Raw genomic sequence first — 19,176 nt, forward strand, 5'->3', positions numbered from 1 at the left:
GAACCAGTACAATTAAAGTGAAATCCTAAGCAACCCGAATACGACAACGCCATTGTTGATCAGGTTGTTTTGAAGATTCCCATGAACGAACGTGCACCAATTCAATATAATCTTGTCCTGGTTTTTCAGCTTTAAAACGGAAAGTCTTGGTGCCACCGACACCCACTGCTCCCTCTTCATTATCATTTTGCAAATAGGTTTCTTCTGTTTTAAATATTTTAAGTGGTTGTAATAACTGCCATTGGTAACCTGTGCTTGGGTTTTCAGGTGCATTGAATACAAGCACTTCACCCACTTTCATATCCATCAAAGTTGGGCACTTTTGTTTCAATGTATACTCATGTGTTTTACCTTCCACTGTAGGACTTGAACTTTGACAAGCGACGAAGCCCAAACTGCAAACCAACAAAGTAAAACCCACTAAACCTTTCATTTATCACACTCTTTATGATTCAAACTGGCTAAAATTATAGCAAACCTTATCATCTTCTCTGATGTGGCTCAATTTGAATTTAGATATTTTGCTTTTCCAACCACTGAATAGAATTTACCCGAATCAGTTTACACGCCCCATCACCGACACCATTCCAATCCAAAGCAGATTTCCACACCAAATCTTTATCATTCACTTGAACCAAATCACCAGTTAAACGAACTAAATCACCACGCTTTACCTGTTTGATTTTTTGAGCAATTTCAGGGTTAGCGGGAATAATATGCATATTACTGACCAATTGAGTTGCCAATTGAGCAGGAATTGGTGGTCGAGCCATTTTCCAATTTAAGAAACGATCATATTGATTGATCGAAATCTGACGGGCAATTTCAGGCTCAGTAAATAAACCACGAGTTACTGCATAATCAATTGGGGAAAATTTTGCTTGCTCATCATCCTTATATTCTTTTGAACCGAGGATCCGAAATTCACCATGAAAGGGTTCCAAAACGGAAATTTTCTGATGTTGGTCGATTGGTGCTAAACCATTGGCAATATTAAATGCTGGGTTGGCTTTTGAAACTTTAGAAGAATCAGTAGATTGAAAGGCATAGACCTGAAAAGCACTCAGTGCCATCAACGCTGCACAGATTAACTTTTTACTCATATCATGCTCCTCAAACCACACTTAAAAACTGTACAAAATCTATAATCCTAGTATTAATATAAAAACTTAAAATAAAAATCGAGTTTCGGTAACAAAATACAGAGATTTCGTCCTATTTTTGTCTTATATTCAAAGCAGGCTTTGGTTAGAATTTAGCTTATATTCCTATAATTGCATACAATGATGATTTATAAATTTTACCAACAACGTATTTTCCCGCATTTGCTCAATCAAGTGATGCAAACACCCAGCATGATGGATGGACGTGCAGAATTACTTGGAAAAGTTCGAGGTGAAGTCTTAGAAATCGGTTTTGGTACGGGTTTAAACCTGCCATTTTACCAAGAGGTTGATCAAGTGTATGCGCTTGAGCCAAACCGAGATGTCTATCAACTTGCTCAAAAACGGGTATTTGATGCGCCCTTTCATGTACAACACATTCAAGCCAGCGCAGAAAAGCTGCCTTTTGCAGATCATTCAGTCGAAAATATTGTCAGTACATGGACCATGTGTAGCATTGCCAATTTAGACAAAGCCATTCAAGAAATTCATCGTGTTTTAAAGCCTCAAGGAACACTGCATCTAATTGAACACGTTCAATATCATGACAATAACACTTTAAAAAAACTGCAAGATCTTTTAACACCTATACAAAAAGTCATTGCTGACGGGTGTCACTTAAACCGTAATATCGAACTTGAACTTTTAAACGCCAATTTTAAGTTTTCTGAAAAATATTATTTTGATGCTGAGGATCTGCCAAAAATTGGACGACGTATGTTTATGGCCAGAGCACACAAGCTCTAAGCTTTCGCCATTGAAGAGAATAGATAAATTTAATAGAAAATTTGATAGAGAAATTTTAACCTCACTCAATCCCCGTTAAAAACAAGATCGTTTCGACTTTCACTCACAATTTAAAAACAGTGTCCTTTTCACTTGATCTAAAGCAAAGTCGAAAAGGACCTTGGTTTTTGATTTAGGCTAAAAATCTACACACTCGATGCAATAACACTTCAACCTTCTAATCTTCAAAATCAATCCGAATCGTTTCAAAGCGGACTCGCCCGTCTTGAATTGCTTGAGCAATCGCTTGTTGCCCTTTGGTCAAACGTGCCCCACCACTCTTAATATCAATCAGCACCACTTCAATATCTTCAGCCAAACCTTCACCATCTCGAAAATCGGTATAACCATCAAACACGACATAATCAATAGGATCCCCTAAGAACTTGGCATCACTGGGTAAATAACGAAACTCAGGCATGATTGGTGCCAGTTGTTCCGCCATCTTGCCTTTCAACACAGCACGACTGGTATTTACACTACGCTTTTGCGCGCTTGCTAAAGTCTGCTGATGCTCCAATTCCAACTCAGCAATATATTGCTCATACTCTGCTTTGATTTTGCCATTACGCGTACTTGATAACACGATTGTGGTTAAAACGATGCCAATACATGCACCAATTAACATCGCCATCCAGATGGACATGCTTTTTCCTCTAACTCGATATCTTGCACAATGTAAACAACTACTAAAGTTTTGTCATGTATAACCTATATGCTAAAAATTAATGCTAAAGTAAGGTGAAGGTTAGCTTACAGACTTAATTGATCAATCATGAAAACAATACTTGTTGCAAATTTAAAAGGCGGTTGTGGGAAAACGATTACAGCAATAACATTAGCGACGGCGCTTGCACAAAAAGGCTATAAAGTGGCCTTGGCTGATGCAGATGGACAAAAATCTGCACTGCAATGGTTAAAGCAACGTCCTGACACTGCAGCAACAATTCAAAGTCTGGATTGGCGTCATGAAAAATCAATTGGAGATGCACCTAAAAACTTAGATTATTTAGTGATTGATGCACCAGGTGCTTTAACTGGTGAACATGCTGAGCAATTGATTAGTGAATGCCATGCTGTAGTCACTCCGCTACAACCCTCATTTTTTGATATCGACAGTACCCGACGTTTCCTTAAACACATCCAAGACATTAAAAAAATCCGTAAAGGCAAAGTTTCTGTATATCTGGTTGCCAATCGAATGAAAGCCAACAGCTCAAGCTCGAAAGATATTCAGCAATTCTTTGATAAAATCGAACAAAAACCTGTTGCATGGATATCCGAACGTACTGCCTATAGCCAATTGGCGATGCAAGGTTTAAACGTTTTTGATAAAACCCAAAAGAACTTTTTAACCATTCAAGAACAATGGCAACCCTTACTTGATGCTTTAATAGACGATCCAAGCGATTGGTTCTAAAACCAATTCAAGAAAGATCAGATAAAGTACGGTTAAAATTTGCCACACTTTATTTTTCAGTTAATATTGAGTCAATCACTCACAATTTTTAGAGTAATTCGTGCAAGATTTCACTTCGAACTTACAACGTATCTTATTGTTTGGATTATTGTTTATCCTTATTTTTTTAGGTTACGATATTCTCAAATACTTCATTGTACCTGTGTTATGGGCATGTATTATTGCCTATATGACTTGGCCAATGTACAAACGCATATTAAGAATGTTTGGTTCGAATCGACCAACCCTCAGTGCATCACTGATGATTACGCTGGTGGTTTTGGTGGTTGGAATTCCACTGACTTTTGCCATTTTTATTTTACAACATGAAGGACGAAATCTTTATTTCGACCTACAACGCCAATTATCTTCAGGTCATTTGACTGTTCCAGACTTTATCCGTGAACTTCCCATCATTGGCAAAGAAGTCAGCCGTACTGTACGTGAAATTAATGCTGATCCTACCAGCCTTTCGCAAACCATTGGTCTGTGGATTCAAGGCCATATGAACTATGGTAAATTCGTCTTGAACGAAATTACCAAAAATCTGGTTAAGCTAGGTTTTGCAATCATGTCTTTATTCTTCTTCTATCGAGATGGTCAAACCATTTTGGAACAAGTCAGTAAAGCCTTACAAATGTTAATTGGCCCACGTATTCACCATTATCTTGACACCATTTCTGAAACAACCCGTGCTGTGGTTTATGGTGTTGGTTTAACTGCGGTTGCTCAAGCATTTCTTGCTGGTGTAAGTTATTTTGTTGCGGGTGTTCCAAATCCAATGGTACTCACCATTGTGACTTTCTTGATGGCACTGATTCCATTTGGCCCTCCTGTTGCTTATGGTGCAGTTTCATTATGGCTGTTTTCACAAGGTCAAACCATGGAAGCAATCGGTGTAATGGCTTGGGGTGTTTGTATTGTCAGTACTGCTGATAATGTGATTCGACCTTTGGTTATTTCAGGTGCAACCAAGATTCCGTTCTTGTTGATCATGTTTGGTGTACTTGGTGGATTGGCAAGTTTTGGGCTGGTTGGACTGTTTATTGGTCCTGTCATTCTTGCAATTCTTTTGGCCATTTGGCGTGAGTGGTTACATGAAACCACTGAGCCAGAAATCCTAATGCCAGATGCCACGATGGCCTATGACATTGATGATGATCAGCCCACAAAACCTTAGCCCAATCCAGGCAAGTGACAATTAAAATTTCAATATGGGTAAATCGTATATTCGCCAATAAGCTTTAATTGGCGAATATACCTTGTATAGCGATCTTATATCGCAGATATTCTGCGTAATTATTTTGCTGATTATTTTGTTTATTTATTTTTAGTCAGCATAATCAATGCCAATCAAATTTACTGTTAAATAAATTCATACAATCAGACATTTAATTCACATTGTTTATCAGGCCGTGCTTTGTTTGAATAGTGACTAATCATAATCAAATACTTTGGATGCGTTCGATGACATCTACTTTCTTTAAAACTTCTATACTTTGTACATGTATCGCACTTTTTACAGCGGCATGTAGTACAACAACGGTCAAACCTAAGCTTAAAACACCACTACAAACAGTGGATATGCATGCGGTCTCTGCACAAGGCATTGGTGCAAAAATTGGTACAGTGAGCTTGCAAGATTCTCCAAATGGTTTAACCATCAACACCCAACTTAGCCAATTACCTTCTGGTTATCATGGTTTCCATATTCATGAAAAAGGCTCATGTGCCCCCGCTGAAAAAGACGGAAAAATGGGCGCGGCTTTAGCTGCGGGTGGTCATTTCAATCCACAAAAAACTGGTCATGGCACTCCGAATGATGGGCATATGGGCGATTTACCTGTACTTAATGTAGATTCAAATGGTAATGCCAAAACAACATTAATTGCACCACGTCTAAAACTGGCCGATATTCAAGGCTTAGCTATTATGATTCATGCGGGTGGCGATAATTATTCAGACCATCCAAAACCACTGGGTGGCGGCGGTGATCGAATTGCCTGTGGTGTGATTCAATAATTTAAATTATTCGGGTCTGTTGACAATTCGTCTATGTTTGCGACTACGTGTGTTTTTTAGATGATACAAGGCACGAAATATGAAATTTAGTCATTCTAAATGAATAGTTCGTAACGACGTAGCAGCAAAAAACACTCTAGTCCCGAAGGGTTGTAGCTAAAATTATCTCAGCCTGTGTTATGAAACTCGAAAATAGTCTCGCTATTCTCTTCGTTTCATGCCTTGCCTGCTCAATTTTAGCTTACAACGCAAGCCATTTATGAAATGTCAACAGACCCTAATTGTGGATAAGTATGCGCTTATCCACATCGTGTTTATTTTAGATGCGAAAGCGCATAACGGCGGCAATGTTCCAAATAACCTGCCTCATGTACACTCATCAATTCGACAATACTACGCCATAGCCAAAATGGTGCATCAATAGTTTTAGATTGATTACGTTTTAGCTCTTTTACCCAAGCATTGCGTACTACATCATCCATCTGTCGAGCATGTGCACGACCAACCACAAAAGCCAAATAGAAAGCTAAGTCTTTGGCTTCAACTTCATTGACCCCTTCTATTTCGAGTTTTAAATCTTGTGGCAATAACTCTCGAATAAAAACCGAAGTATCTAAAAACTTACTTGCTCGCATCCGCTCCCCTAAAAATGGCGATAAATGTCTTGCGCCTTCAACAATTCTTGCCGCATTGTCTTTTGGCATCGGTGTATTTGAATAACGTGGTGCAAGTGCTGTTGTGGCTTCTTTCAGATCCATTAAACACAGGCCTTTGCCATCTCTGACAATATGATTCGATGAATCCATCAGTACGATATAGCGCAATAAGCCTAAAGAACTGCACCCTTTAACCCAATATGCTGAATCGATGACTTTCAATTGAGCGGATTGATCACGCTGACCAATCATTGTGACCAAGTCTTGAATATCGGGCTGATTAAAAACACGATGAATTTCGAGATGTTCTTTTTTTAATAAGGGCCAAAATTTCTTCCCCAAGGTTATTTCAGGCGTTAAACCTTCTAAACGCTCTCTTGCTAAATTTTTCCAGGTTCGCTTCAGTGCTTTTTGCATCGCACTATGCACAAGTACTGGTCGCTGTAATTTATCAATCCCTCGACCGTTGTGTGCTAAGGCATGTACATAACCTGCATACAACGCTTCAATCATCTGCGCGGTGACCACACCAGGTAAATCTGAACTACGCACAGCTGTGGCTAAGGATAACCCTAAACGGATAACATCATTGGCAGGATTACCAATCACAGTTTGATCTAGGTCGCGAATTTCAATATCAATTTTACCCTCAGCATTGGCAACAGGGCCCAAATTCCCAGTATGACAATCTCCACAAATCCAAATCGCTGGCCCCTGTGGGATCGAACTTATTTCAGCTTGCTTCAACCAATCATAATATTTGGCCGTATTGCCACGTACATAGGCATGGATCGAACCCGCCATTTTTAAATTACGGCGTTCTGTTAATTCAGCATTGCGATAACGAGGTTGTTTTATTTCAGTGTTTTGCTGGTTTGACATTTTTACTATTTTTAAGTATTTGATCGCTTATTCTGAGTTTTTTTAAGCATTTAAGTAAGGGTTAAACTGTATACAAAATGTTGAATATTACCGTTTATTTTTTACATTTCTATATGCAATAAATCGTGTCGCCTTTTCAGAAACGAGTAAAATATTGAAACGCCCAAGCCACTGAATTGACACTGTGAATAGCTATCAGCAAATCTTTCAAAATATAAAATCAAATTCAACTTTGATTTATTGCCTACAGATTTTGATTGTTTTAACTGGAACAACGCTTGGACTGTATTTTCTAGGTTATGAACAGCTCATTGTTCCAATTACGCTTGGTGCAATTGCAACAGCACTCACAGATTTTGATGACCGACTGAGTATTCGTTTAAGAAATCTTGGCTTGGTTTGTGTGCTGTTTTTTACTGTCAGTAGTATTTTAGATTTTTTACATCCCTATAAACTTTTATTTTTAATTTACTTATCTCTGTCCAGCGCAGCTTTTATCTTAATGGGGGCATTGGGGCAACGCTACGCCACCATTTCATTTGGTACCGTGCTCTTGTCAATCTATACCATGTTTGGCTTGGGTGAATATACTGAGTGGTATCAACAGCCCAGTTATTTTGTCATGGGCACATTATGGTATGGCGTGACCTCTATCATTTTCTATCTACTGAAACCGACACAGGCTGTACAAGACAACTTATCCAATAGCTTTAATCTTCTTTCTGAGCTGTTGATGTCAAAAGCAAAACTGTTTGATCCTGATAATGTCGACAATGTTGAGCAACTTTTATATGATCTTTCTTTGCAAAACAGTCAGTTGGTACAAAACTTAAACCAAACCAAAGCCTCATTACTGACCCGATTAAAAGCCTCTCGTGCCAATAAAAATACCATTTACTGGCTTAATTTATATTTTCTGGCCCAAGATATTCATGAACAAGTTACGTCTAATTATTTGCACTATGAAAAGATTCACCAGAACTTTAGCCGCACAGATTTAATTTATCGTATTCAGAAAAATGTACGTTTGCAGGCGCGTAATTGCCAGCAACTTGCCGAGGCAATTTTAAAGCGCCAAATCTTTCAAACGCATACAGACAACAATATTGCTTTAGCCCATTTAGAAAACTCAATGCAGGAATGGATTCAACACAATCCACATAATTTAGAAGTAAAAAATTTACTGTTGGTATTAAACAATCTGAAAAATGTGCAAGATCAATTTGTTAACCTGAGTATTGAACAACGTAATTATCAACAAAGTTATAGCCAACATCGAGATAATCTCAATTTATTGGATGATGATATCCATGATCTACCAGACCTTTGGCTCAAGATTAAACAACATTTAACCCCAAATTCTGCATTATTTCGCCATGCCGTGCGTATCGCGTTTGTGTTTGCTGTGGGCTATGCCATTTCGCTACTACCCTTTGCCAAAAACGGCTATTGGATTTTACTCACCAGTTTATTTGTGTGCCAAATTAGTTATTTTGCCACCAAAAGTCGTTTAAAACTGCGCACGCTAGGGACTGTATTAGGGGTACTTTTGGGTATTCCCATTTTATACTTTGTCCCCAGTATTGAAGGGCAATTACTCCTTACCATTATTTTTGGGGTGTACTTTTTCTACCTACGCTCAAAAAAATATGCCATGGCGACTTTAATGGCAACGCTTATGGTCTTGTTAATCTTTAATTTAAAAGGCGCAGGCTATGCCATTATTTTACCGCGTATTATCGACACCCTCTTGGGATGTTTAATCGCATGGTTTGCGGTCAGTTTTATTTGGCCAGACTGGAACTTCCGTGATATTTCAAACAATATCCGGAAAAGCAGTAAAGCAACCTTAGACTATTTCGATGCGGTTGTTGAACAATATCAACAAGGCCGCACCAACAGTATTGATTATCGTAAAGCACGCCGAGCAGCACATAATGCACAGATTGAATTATCCACGATGATTTCCAGTTTAAGTGCTGAACCCAATCCAAATCCCGATTTAATTCACAATGCCTTTCGATACTTGGTCTATAGCCATAGCCAGCTCAGTTATGTTTCAGCTTTAGGTAGCCATCGTGAACATGTACATGATCAGCAGATTTTAGATTTGATGTTATGGTGCAAACATACCTTAACTGATGTTTTGCTTAACCAAACCGCTGTAAATGAAGCCTTAATTGAAACAAAGCTCACTGAAATTCAGCACATCAGTGATCAAGAAAATTTGTCAGATAATTTACTTTTGGTACTTAAACAAATCAGTTTATTATTGGAAACCTTACCTGAGTTGTTAAAACTAAAAACAACCTTACTTCGATTAGAAATTAAATAGCAAGAATAACCAGACATTTAGAGGCTTCACATGAAACTTAGACATTGCCTAACGTTTTTATTCTCTGCATTGACCATCAGTGCTGCGCCCAGTGCTTTTGCAGACTCTCAATTTAATCAAGACTTACAGCAATTTTTAGAGTGTAAAAAGACACTGAAAAATTATTATGATTTAGGTTTTGAATTTGAGGATGATCTGAAAAAGAATGGCTGGATCAAACAAGGTGAAGAATATAGCTATGTCAGTAAAGTCCCGATTACGGTATTCGGTCAAACTACAGATCAAATCAGTTTGGTTTCTGGTGGAATGTTGGCTGTTTTAAAACATGCAAATACCAAAGACCTCGCTAAGAAGTTTCAAATCACGCAAAACCCTTTCTTTAAAGATATGCCGTATTTTTCAGGAGAGAAAGTTGTAAAAACAGATCTTGAGACCAAAGAAATCGAAAAATCTTTGCGTAAACTGACTTTGGCTGAATCGAATCCCGTTGTAGATCAAGGTGAACATAAAACCTATATCGGGTGTGTTTATATCACTGCATTTGAACAGCAACAGCAGGATGCAGCAATCAAAGCATTACAATAATCGATCTTAAATATTGGGCTATATCTGGTCTGGAGACTAAAAGCTTATTCTCCAGAACGATCTTCAATCTATTTAAATGAATCGATTTTATTTACTATTTTTTTCAAATCGTTTAGATAATTCGGTTAGACTCAAGCTTCATTCTCATTTGACTAAGTGACCATGAATATCAAATCTTTACGTATTGTTGGTTTTCTTGAAGGCATTTCCTTTCTCCTTCTTCTCTTTATTGCGATGCCTTTGAAATATATTTGGGATATGCCTATTTATGTGAAATATATTGGCATGGGACATGGCGTGTTATTTCTTGCTTTTCTTACAGTGTTATTGATTGTCTGTGGAAAACAGAAGTGGTCAATTCACATGTTTATTTTAGGTTTAATTGCTTCAATTTTACCTTTTGGGCCTTTTGTTTTTGATCATAAATTAAAAGCATTGCAACAGCCTTAACCTGTTTTATTTAAGAAGCAAAGCTCCCTCCCCTTTTACAAGGAGAGGGAAACTCAAGTGAGCTTAAAACTCACCATTTACTTTACGTTGCTGCATAATTGTTTTTAATAGTCCACGTGGAATAGTGAACCACAAAGCAATTAACGCAAAACATGACAACGCATAAGCCCAGAGATGGAAATGCTCATACAGAATTCGAATCAGTTCAATCACAAAGAAGAACGTGAACATCATCAATACTGAAACAGCAGCAGCGACAGTGCCTTTAGAAACTTCAGATGACATTAAGGCAAAACGATAAAGCACTGAAAAACTAATTCCTTCACCAAAGCTGACTAAGGTCATGCCTAAAATAACGCAATGAAGAAAATATTCGCGCCAAATGATCCCGACCACCACAATTGCGGTACCTAAAAGCATCAAAGGTAAACCAATTAAAACCGTTTTACCCAGTGGCAAACGATCAATCACTTTAATCAACACAATATTACCTAGAATCAATCCACCTAATACAGGGAATTGTGCCAGACCATATTGCATACTGCTGAGCCCCAGTTCTTCAACCAACATCACTGGAGACAATGCGATCCATAGCATCAAAGGCATCGCCACCATCGGCAAGCCGAGGGTCATGCCCATGAACGTCTTATTTTTCAAGACTTGCATATAATCATCCCAAATATAACTCAACGGTTTTTTGGGAATACTGCTTGTACGTGCTGGCATCTTGGCTTTTAGACCAAACCAACTCAGAAAAGCTAAAAAGGCAATCGCAATAAATCCCCAGTGCCATGACACATGATCGATGAGGAATGCGCCGACAACAGGGCCAATCAAAGGGGCAAGCAAAGAAATATTTGCCATCAGTGCCATGACTTTAATGGCATCACGCTCTTCAAAGGTTTCTTGAATCGCGGCATAACCCACCGCTGCGATCACAGATAAACCAAAACCTTGCAAGAATCTTAAAACAAGAAAACTTTCAATATTGTGGGTGAGTAAAATTAATAAACAGGTGATGACAAAGAATGCAACACCTGACAATAAAACTTTCTTACGTCCTAATCGGTCAGACAAAGGTCCGAGTATCCCTGCGACGCATGCCCCGCCGAGGAGATAAAATGACATAGATGATGGTGCCCATGCACTACTCACACCAAATTCTTTGGTGATTGCGAGCATCGCGGGCTGAACCAAATCATTACCGATATAAACTGAAAATTCAAATAACACCAACGCCAATGGAAACATAAGCGTAGCGCGACTCAAACTTGCAGTTTGTTCTTTTTGCACTAAATTTTGCATTATTTTCTACATATCTTTATTGGCTTGCATCGCTCACACTACTTTTTAAAGATAAGCGTTCGCCCAATGACAAGCACTGAAATATAAATATTAAATTGTGGAATTTACGTTGAATAAAGGCAGTTCAACACCGTATTCACAAGGTGTCTAATTCAATAGGTAAAGTAATTGCTGAAACTATATTTGTGAGATTTATAACTTAACCCAATCTATGAGAAAGCTCATAGAGGTACACACAGGGTTAAGTTTTACTAGTCTAACACAGACAAATTTTCAGTGAAAGTTGAACATTTATTATTCTTAAGCTACTCTAAATGCTGTATAAGCGGATATAAATAATTTAAATGAAAAATAAAAACCCAATATCGCTGATCATTATTGGCGTGATTTTATTGTTGGTGGGTGGAGGACTTTATTTTATCAGTTCTGCACCTAAAATTAGCGCTGAAGATCAGGCACGATGTGAACAATTGGTTCAAAATAAATATGCTGAAAACTCAAGCACTATCATAGGAAGCTGTAAAACAGATACAGGCTTTGTGGCATTGATGGATAGTCAAGCCAATGCGACCGCCTCGGCTGAAGATACGGCGAAAGCAATTAGCTCAGCCAACCATAAAGAACTGGGCTTTGGTATATTTGGCAAGTTCTTAATGGGACTATGTGTGGGTATCGGGATTGCATTGCTGATCAAAGGCTTGATTGCACTCAAGAACAAACCACAATCGATAAATTAATTATCAAAGCGAATTGTAATTCTCACAGTTTGCTTTATTCATCATCGCGCACTGTTGATTTGATAAATGTGCCACGTTTAATATCGTCATATGCTTCAAGAATTTCAGTATAGTTGTTCATGACGAATGGCCCATGCCCATTGATTGGCTCTTGAAGCGGTTTGCCTGTAAGCAGCAACAATTTACACTGTTGCAATGCCGTTATTTCAAAGTCTTGTTCCAAACTCGACATCACAGCAAGCCCTTGCTCTTCAAATATTTCATCTTCAGCTTGAAACTGAGCCTTACCCGTTCGTAAATAGACCAGTGTGGTTTCTCCTGCGCCTGCAGGCAATCTGACCTTATGCCCTGCTTGGATTTCAATATCCAAAACTTGAAGTGGCGAATGCGTTTTTGCTGGTCCGTGTTGCCCTTGGTAATCCCCAGCAATCACCCGTACCGTTCCAGCACGATTCGGGAGTTCAATCACTGGAATATTGGCTTTTCGCAAACTTTGGTAACGTGGTGGATTCATTTTATCTTTGGCAGGTAAATTCACCCACAGTTGTACCATTTCAAAATAACCACCCGTTTTTGAAAACGCCTCACTAAAGACCTCTTTGTGTTCCACACCTGAAGCTGCGGTCATCCATTGCACATCACCCGCTGAAACAATACCGCCACCGCCCGATGAATCACGATGTTCTAATTCACCAGCAAAAATCAGGGTAACCGTTTCAAAACCACGATGAGGATGTTCACTCACCCCTTTGCGTAAATTGGTCGGTTTTAAAACACCAGGTCCTAAATGATCCAGTAACAGAAAGGGAGAGACGGTATTGCCTAATTCATAGTGTGAAAATACAGAAAGTACAGGATAAAAATCCCCTATCGCAAAGCGGGTATCATTACGATGAATAAAGGCAAGGGTTTTCATAGTGTCACTATTCTCTGATTGAGTAAAAGCATTAGCCATAAAAATGTTGTTTTAAATTAAAGCTATATTCGGTGAGATATTGCTTTAATTTTTCAATATCATTGGTCGGTTCAATCGCCCTTAGATTTAAGGCCTCAATTTTATCTTCTAACAGTTTTAAGATTTGCGCTTGTTCCGCGACAGGTAATTGCGCTTTTTCTTTCTGCTGCTTTTTGATTTCTAAATAATCTTCTGCCCAATGCCGTAAGTGATCATGAGCGTCGATTTGATCAAACAACTGCGTAATCAGGAGTTCAGGCATAATTTGCTGTGTTGCCAACTCTGCTGACATCAGACCAAGAATAGAATAAAACACTTTTTTATAGGTAAAGTTATCTGCAGTTTGCATGACATGCATACCGCCTTTAGCCAGCGACAAGTAATGATAATACAGAGCTTTATAGTCTATTCGTTCAAGTAAGCCATCTCTAAATTTCTCCCATTCAGGAAATTGATTGAAATAGACAATATGTGCACGCACCCACTCTAGGACAGTCGGATTACTTTTTGCCAAAAGCCCAAACATTTTATTTAAGTCGAATGAAACGAAGTCAAAGTCGCCATCCATGATCTCGATTAAATCACGGTGTTGGCGATAATCGTAATATTGTGCTTTGGAGGGTAGATGAAAACCACGCACATCGTAATCGCTGTCTGGACTTGCCATACCCCATAAGCGACTACCGCTTTCGATATAAAACAGTGGATGTTCATCTCGATTTTGGAATAAGTTTTGAATTTCTTGTCGGATGTTCATTGTGTTCACATTTTGGGTAAATCTATAAGTTTTATATCATCAATTTCAGTGCTTTTTAAATTTTCTTTGAATCCAAGGTTTTCTTCCCTTTGTTTTTAATTCAAAAGCTTTATCAATATTCGCTTTAATTCATTCGGATACTTACCATTATAATTTGCTTTATAGCCAACCTGTCAAAAGCTCAGACATAAGAATAGAATTTCTATTAATTAATACTTTTAATTAAATCAATTACATGTAAAAAATAAATTGTTTGATTATAAAAAGCTTGCAATGCCGCACCTTACATTCAAAGTTTAAATACCTTTGCGTAGGCGATGCCTCACTTTTCAGAGATAAAAAGATGAATTGATAACCAACAGTTTCTAAAAGTTCATACAAAAACATAAGCTTTATTTATGATTAATGACTTGATGGAAATCACTTGTATGAATAATGAGGTGGTTTGACTATATATTTTATATATTCAACTTTTTATATCAGTCAAAAATGCGAAAGATCAAAACCATTACCTACAATTAAAATATTCATTTATTGTGATTTCCCAAATAAAAAAACGTACCAAGTCTGATACGTTTTTATCCAGCATTTCTATCTATTTTTTAAGCATAAATCAAAAAATCATTAAGGACATTTTGCCTTTTGGAATGTCTTGGTGTTCTTACCACGGTAACACTGATATTCCTTTTGCATATCTATACGTTTCCACTGACCATCAATATTTTTAAAGCTATACACACTACGAATTGAGCGCACTGAATCATCCATCAAACCTGTTTCAGTCAACTTCACCTCGGCAACGGTGGGGGATTCCACACTATTAAAATACTGACGCAACTCAACAGTCGCGAGATCCTTACGCAAATCAGGACGTTCATTTAAAACCTGACTTAATGGTGTCTCTGAACCACCTACTTTATTCATTAAATTTTGTGTTGTTGCACAGCCAGACAAAGCCACTAAACAAAATACTGAAATTAAACTCAAACGATTCATTCTGATCACCCTAAAACTAAAAGCATAGCCTAATAATGCTATGCTTTTTAAACGTACACTATTTAAAAACTGTGTCTTTATGACTCATCTGCGATATGGCTAACATCGAACGCTATGATTTTTTGATCATTTTCATCAAACATCAAGGCTTGATCACCTAGATCCAGCATATAAAAATGCCCTGCATCGGTTAGGAAATGCCAAGCAACGATCTCTTGCCCATTATACTCATGTGATGGATCACCAATGGTAATACGATCTAGCTCCTGACCTGCTTGCAGGCATAAAGCTTGAATAATTTTAAAATAACGTGGGCTGTTTTCCGCTGCTTGCTGTTTACGTTGTTCTAAATTTGGAATTTTGGCTGCAACCTGCTCGACAATCGCCAAAATCTGATCTTCATCGACAACCTGTAGCTTTGGATGTTGCTTTAACCATCGACTATTTATTTCAATCAAATCTTCACTATCATTCAATGCATAAAACTGGTCATCAAAAGCATTGAGAATATCTCGTTGCTCATTTTCACCAAAGTATTCACCCTCTAAGAACTGTTCTAATTGCTCATCTGAAAACTGATCGATTAAATCCGCACTTTGCTCAAAGAGAGCCGAATGCGCAGTCGCATTCATAGCTTTTAATCCTTCACGAACATGTTTCACCATGAACGCATCCCAACCCGTGTTATAAACGAATTGTGAAAAACCACCATTATTCACTTGAGCAAGATAGTAATCGACAAAATAACTGTATAAAGCCTCTGCGGATACTTCATCATATTCGACATAATGTTCAAATAAGCCATTTAAGCTATCAATATTGGACATAATCACATCATAGTGATCATCACTGTCTAAACTTTGTTTAGAAATTAAAATGTTATCAATGAGCATAGTTTTCAGTTTCTTATCAATATTTAAGCGCAACCAACATAACAAATTTTCAGCAATAAATGGCGACCAGCATGTAACTTTATTTTATCTTTTGTTCGGCAATAAAAAAGCGCTTCTCTCGAAGCGCTTGTACAACGAGCTATTTAAATCATTACAGATCAAATAACTTACCTGGGTTCATGATGCCATTTGGATCGAACACTTTCTTCAAGGCTTTCATATATTCAATTTCTTCAGCAGTCCGTGTGTAATCCAGATAAGGCTTTTTGGTCATGCCTACGCCATGCTCTGCAGAAATTGAACCGTCATATTTCTTCACAGTTTCAAACACATACTTATTTACCACCTGACATTTGGCAAAGAATTCATCTTTAGATAAATTCACAGGTTTTAAAATATTTAAGTGTAGGTTTCCATCACCAATATGGCCGAACCAGCAGATTTCGAAATCAGGATAATTTTCAGCAACAATTGTATCAATTTCCTTAATAAAAGCAGGAACATGTGTAATCAATACTGAAATATCATTTTTATACGGAGTAAATGGGGCAATCGTTTCAGAAATGTCTTCACGTAAACGCCATAAGCTTTGAACTTGTTCAAGATTTTGGCTCATCACTCCATCAAGCACCCAGCCTTGTTCCATGCAATGCTCGAAAATTTCCATCGCAGCATCCATAATCGGTTCATACGGCGCTTCAAATTCAAGTAAAACGTAGAATGGGCATTCTGTTTCAAATGGACGTTGTACATGACCACGATCCAAAACTTTTTGCATCGCCAGTTCACCAAAGAACTCAAAGGCAGTTAAATCAATTTTGCTTTGGAATGCATGTAATACAGGCATGATTGCATCAAAATCAGGAACACCCAATACCATCACTTGTAGATCATGCGGTTGGCGTTCAAGTTTAATTTCAGCTTCAGTCACTAAGCCTAAAGTCCCTTCACCACCGATGAATAAATGTTGCATTGCATAACCTGTAGCATTTTTAATCATGCCTTTGTTTAAACGCAATACATCACCTTTACCCGTCACCACGGTCAGACCAAGTACCCAATTACGAGTCATCCCGTATTTGATCACTTTAATTCCGCCTGCATTGGTTCCAATGTTGCCCCCCAATTGTGATGAACCCGCAGAAGCAAAATCAACCGGATAATACATCCCTTGTTCTTCTGCATAGTTCTGCAACTGTTCAGTCACCACACCCGCCTGAATACGCACCATACGGTCAGCTGGATAAAATTCTAAAATTTGGTTCATTTTGTCGAAGCTCACGACAATTTCACCATTGGCAGCAACAGCACCTGCCGATAAACCTGTACGGCCACCCGATGGGGTAATCGCAACATTAAACTGATTGGCCAATTGAACAATTGCTTGCACTTGTTCTGTGCTCGATGGGAAAACGATGACCGATGGCTGAGGATCAAAATGCTTAGTATGGTCTTTGCCCCAATTTTCTAAGCTGTCAGCATCGGTTTTAATTCGGTTTTCACCGACGATTTGCGTCAATTGGGTCAATAATTCAGGTGCTATCGTTACTGGAGCATTCATCGTTTTGCGGACCTAGCAAGAAGTAAATAAGAGGTTGTGCTATACAACATTCGAGATTTTAAATCAGTCTGTGAAAAATTTTCAGCATTTTTTATAGCTAAAATCGGCATCTTCACTAATTTTAGCAGTATTTTACCTAGATGACTGCTGAGGATAAAGCACAGATTTGATTCACATTATCCACACTTTGTGTATAAAGTGTGCTTCAAGCATTATAAAAATCAATGCATTAGCATTTCATTTAATTTTTGAATAATGCTTATCAGAAATCGTAGATAAAATATCCACTGTACTGTCACAATCGAAATATCTATAGAACAAGGTCTATGGTATCATATTGCGACTAAATTTGGCCTTTGTAGCGGAGCCGTAATGAGCCAACATCTTTCACTACCTAAAGATAAAATTCGTTTCTTGTTGTTAGAGGGCGTTCATCAAAACGCAATCGACACGTTAAATGCTGCCGGATATACCAATATCGATTACCGTAAAACTGCGCTTGAGGGTGAAGCGTTGAAAGAAGCGGTTAAAGATGCACACTTCATTGGTATTCGTTCCCGTACACAATTAACTGAAGAAGTCTTTGCAGCTGCGAATAAATTGATCGCAGTGGGTTGTTTCTGTATCGGAACCAACCAAGTGAATTTAAATGCAGCCATGATTCGTGGTATTCCTGTATTTAACGCACCATACTCAAATACTCGTTCAGTTGCTGAATTGGTTCTTGCAGAATCAATTCTTTTACTTCGTGGTGTGCCTGCTAAATCTGCTTCAACTCATCGCGGTGGTTGGAACAAGTCTGCGGTAGGTTCATTTGAAACACGTGGTAAAACTTTAGGTATCGTGGGTTATGGCTCTATTGGTTCTCAACTTTCAGTTTTAGCTGAAAGCATGGGTATGCATGTCATTTATTATGATGCTGTGACTAGGCTTCCTATGGGTAATGCACGTCAAGTAGGTTCTTTAGACGAACTACTTGCAAATGCAGATGTTGTTACACTGCATGTACCCGATGTTCCTTCAACTCGTAACTTCTTTGCAAAAGCTCAATTTGCAAAAATGAAAGAAGGTTCAATCTTCATCAATGCTGCACGTGGTACATGTGTTGTTATTGAAGATTTGGCAGATGCAATTAAATCTGGTCATATTGCTGGTGCAGCTGTTGACGTATTCCCGAAAGAACCTAAAGCCAATGGTGAAGAATTTGTTTCTCCACTTCGTGGCCTAGACAATGTGATTTTAACACCTCACGTTGGTGGTTCAACCATGGAAGCGCAAGCCAACATCGGTCTAGAAGTTGCAGAAAAATTTGTGGCTTATTCGGATAAAGGCATGACTTTATCTGCAGTAAACTTCCCTGAAATCGCACTTCCATTGACTGAAGGTAAACACCGTTTACTACACATTCATAAAAACGTGCCAGGCGTGTTATCTAAAATTAACAACCTGTTCGCTGAGCATGGCATCAACATTTCTGGTCAGTCATTAATGACTAAAGGTGATGTCGGTTACTTGGTAATGGATGTAGACGCAACTGCATCTCAAGAAGCACTTGATACACTTCATGAAGTTGAAGGCACAATCCGCGTTCGCGTATTGTTCTAAGACGATTTAAGCTAAAAAAACCACAGGTA

Annotated in this window: 19 protein-coding genes; 9 read left to right on the top strand and 10 right to left on the bottom strand. The window is 38.3% G+C overall.

What is annotated here, in order from left to right:
• Nucleotides 1–25: 25 nt before the first annotated feature.
• Nucleotides 26–433, bottom strand: coding sequence for a protease inhibitor I42 family protein (locus L3V46_RS19695; RefSeq protein ID WP_239046558.1), 408 nt, complete (start codon nucleotides 431–433; stop codon nucleotides 26–28).
• A 79-nt stretch (nucleotides 434–512) separates the two neighbouring features.
• Nucleotides 513–1,103, bottom strand: coding sequence for a hypothetical protein (locus L3V46_RS19700; protein ID WP_239046559.1), 591 nt, complete (start codon nucleotides 1,101–1,103; stop codon nucleotides 513–515).
• 183 nt (nucleotides 1,104–1,286) lie between these two features.
• On the opposite strand from L3V46_RS19700, the gene L3V46_RS19705 reads away from it, so the two are divergent.
• A complete protein-coding gene (locus tag L3V46_RS19705) occupies nucleotides 1,287–1,910 on the top strand; it encodes a class I SAM-dependent methyltransferase (protein ID WP_004818700.1) in 624 nt (207 codons plus the stop codon).
• A 217-nt stretch (nucleotides 1,911–2,127) separates the two neighbouring features.
• On the opposite strand, the gene L3V46_RS19710 is transcribed toward L3V46_RS19705, so the two are convergent.
• The gene (locus L3V46_RS19710) at nucleotides 2,128–2,595 is read right to left on the bottom strand and encodes a Holliday junction resolvase-like protein (protein ID WP_034615380.1); all 468 of its coding nucleotides are present in this window, start codon (nucleotides 2,593–2,595) and stop codon (nucleotides 2,128–2,130) included.
• Nucleotides 2,596–2,724: 129 nt separating this feature from the next.
• On the opposite strand from L3V46_RS19710, the gene L3V46_RS19715 reads away from it, so the two are divergent.
• From L3V46_RS19715 to sodC, 3 genes are all read left to right on the top strand, one after another.
• Entirely contained in the window at nucleotides 2,725–3,369 is a 645-nt protein-coding gene (locus L3V46_RS19715; protein WP_004718222.1) for a ParA family protein, read from the top strand.
• 100 nt (nucleotides 3,370–3,469) lie between these two features.
• Nucleotides 3,470–4,588, top strand: a complete 1,119-nt coding sequence (locus L3V46_RS19720) for an AI-2E family transporter (RefSeq protein WP_004818697.1) — start codon at nucleotides 3,470–3,472, stop codon at nucleotides 4,586–4,588.
• Nucleotides 4,589–4,875: 287 nt separating this feature from the next.
• Nucleotides 4,876–5,430, top strand: coding sequence for a superoxide dismutase family protein (gene sodC / locus L3V46_RS19725; protein WP_004718225.1), 555 nt, complete (start codon nucleotides 4,876–4,878; stop codon nucleotides 5,428–5,430).
• Between the two features lie 314 nt (nucleotides 5,431–5,744).
• Here the strand turns inward: sodC and L3V46_RS19730 are convergent, their stop codons facing one another.
• Nucleotides 5,745–6,968: a DUF2252 family protein gene (locus tag L3V46_RS19730; protein WP_239046560.1), complete on the bottom strand. Its 1,224-nt coding sequence runs from the start codon at nucleotides 6,966–6,968 to the stop codon at nucleotides 5,745–5,747.
• Between the two features lie 184 nt (nucleotides 6,969–7,152).
• On the opposite strand from L3V46_RS19730, the gene yccS reads away from it, so the two are divergent.
• From yccS to L3V46_RS19745, 3 genes are all read left to right on the top strand, one after another.
• Entirely contained in the window at nucleotides 7,153–9,303 is a 2,151-nt protein-coding gene (gene yccS, locus L3V46_RS19735; RefSeq protein WP_239046561.1) for a YccS family putative transporter, read from the top strand.
• Between the two features lie 30 nt (nucleotides 9,304–9,333).
• The gene (locus L3V46_RS19740) at nucleotides 9,334–9,888 is read left to right on the top strand and encodes a hypothetical protein (protein WP_239046562.1); all 555 of its coding nucleotides are present in this window, start codon (nucleotides 9,334–9,336) and stop codon (nucleotides 9,886–9,888) included.
• Between the two features lie 162 nt (nucleotides 9,889–10,050).
• Nucleotides 10,051–10,338 (top strand): DUF3817 domain-containing protein, encoded by a 288-nt coding sequence (locus L3V46_RS19745; protein WP_239046563.1) that lies wholly within the window; start codon nucleotides 10,051–10,053, stop codon nucleotides 10,336–10,338.
• A gap of 63 nt (nucleotides 10,339–10,401) precedes the next feature.
• Here the strand turns inward: L3V46_RS19745 and L3V46_RS19750 are convergent, their stop codons facing one another.
• Nucleotides 10,402–11,643, bottom strand: a complete 1,242-nt coding sequence (locus L3V46_RS19750) for an MFS transporter (protein ID WP_004818687.1) — start codon at nucleotides 11,641–11,643, stop codon at nucleotides 10,402–10,404.
• A gap of 344 nt (nucleotides 11,644–11,987) precedes the next feature.
• On the opposite strand from L3V46_RS19750, the gene L3V46_RS19755 reads away from it, so the two are divergent.
• A complete protein-coding gene (locus tag L3V46_RS19755; protein WP_239046564.1) occupies nucleotides 11,988–12,380 on the top strand; it encodes a hypothetical protein in 393 nt (130 codons plus the stop codon).
• Between the two features lie 34 nt (nucleotides 12,381–12,414).
• On the opposite strand, the gene L3V46_RS19760 is transcribed toward L3V46_RS19755, so the two are convergent.
• The 5 genes from L3V46_RS19760 to L3V46_RS19780 form a co-directional block, all read right to left on the bottom strand.
• Complete coding sequence (locus L3V46_RS19760; RefSeq protein ID WP_239046565.1) at nucleotides 12,415–13,296, bottom strand: pirin family protein; 882 nt, start codon at nucleotides 13,294–13,296, stop codon at nucleotides 12,415–12,417.
• A 31-nt stretch (nucleotides 13,297–13,327) separates the two neighbouring features.
• On the bottom strand, nucleotides 13,328–14,092 hold the full coding sequence (locus L3V46_RS19765) for a nucleotidyltransferase domain-containing protein (RefSeq protein WP_239046566.1): 765 nt from the start codon (nucleotides 14,090–14,092) through the stop codon (nucleotides 13,328–13,330).
• Between the two features lie 624 nt (nucleotides 14,093–14,716).
• Complete coding sequence (locus tag L3V46_RS19770) at nucleotides 14,717–15,088, bottom strand: hypothetical protein (RefSeq protein WP_166783044.1); 372 nt, start codon at nucleotides 15,086–15,088, stop codon at nucleotides 14,717–14,719.
• Between the two features lie 77 nt (nucleotides 15,089–15,165).
• Entirely contained in the window at nucleotides 15,166–15,981 is an 816-nt protein-coding gene (locus L3V46_RS19775) for a DUF4375 domain-containing protein (protein ID WP_239046567.1), read from the bottom strand.
• Between the two features lie 151 nt (nucleotides 15,982–16,132).
• The gene (locus tag L3V46_RS19780) at nucleotides 16,133–17,542 is read right to left on the bottom strand and encodes an FAD-binding oxidoreductase (protein WP_004718247.1); all 1,410 of its coding nucleotides are present in this window, start codon (nucleotides 17,540–17,542) and stop codon (nucleotides 16,133–16,135) included.
• 372 nt (nucleotides 17,543–17,914) lie between these two features.
• Here L3V46_RS19780 and serA point away from each other — a divergent pair, with 372 nt between their 5' ends.
• Complete coding sequence (gene serA / locus L3V46_RS19785) at nucleotides 17,915–19,147, top strand: phosphoglycerate dehydrogenase (RefSeq protein WP_239046568.1); 1,233 nt, start codon at nucleotides 17,915–17,917, stop codon at nucleotides 19,145–19,147.
• Nucleotides 19,148–19,176: the final 29 nt, after the last annotated feature.

It is taken from the genome of Acinetobacter sp. AG3 (genome assembly GCF_022343575.1).
Taxonomy (GTDB): Bacteria; Pseudomonadota; Gammaproteobacteria; order Pseudomonadales; family Moraxellaceae; genus Acinetobacter; species Acinetobacter guillouiae.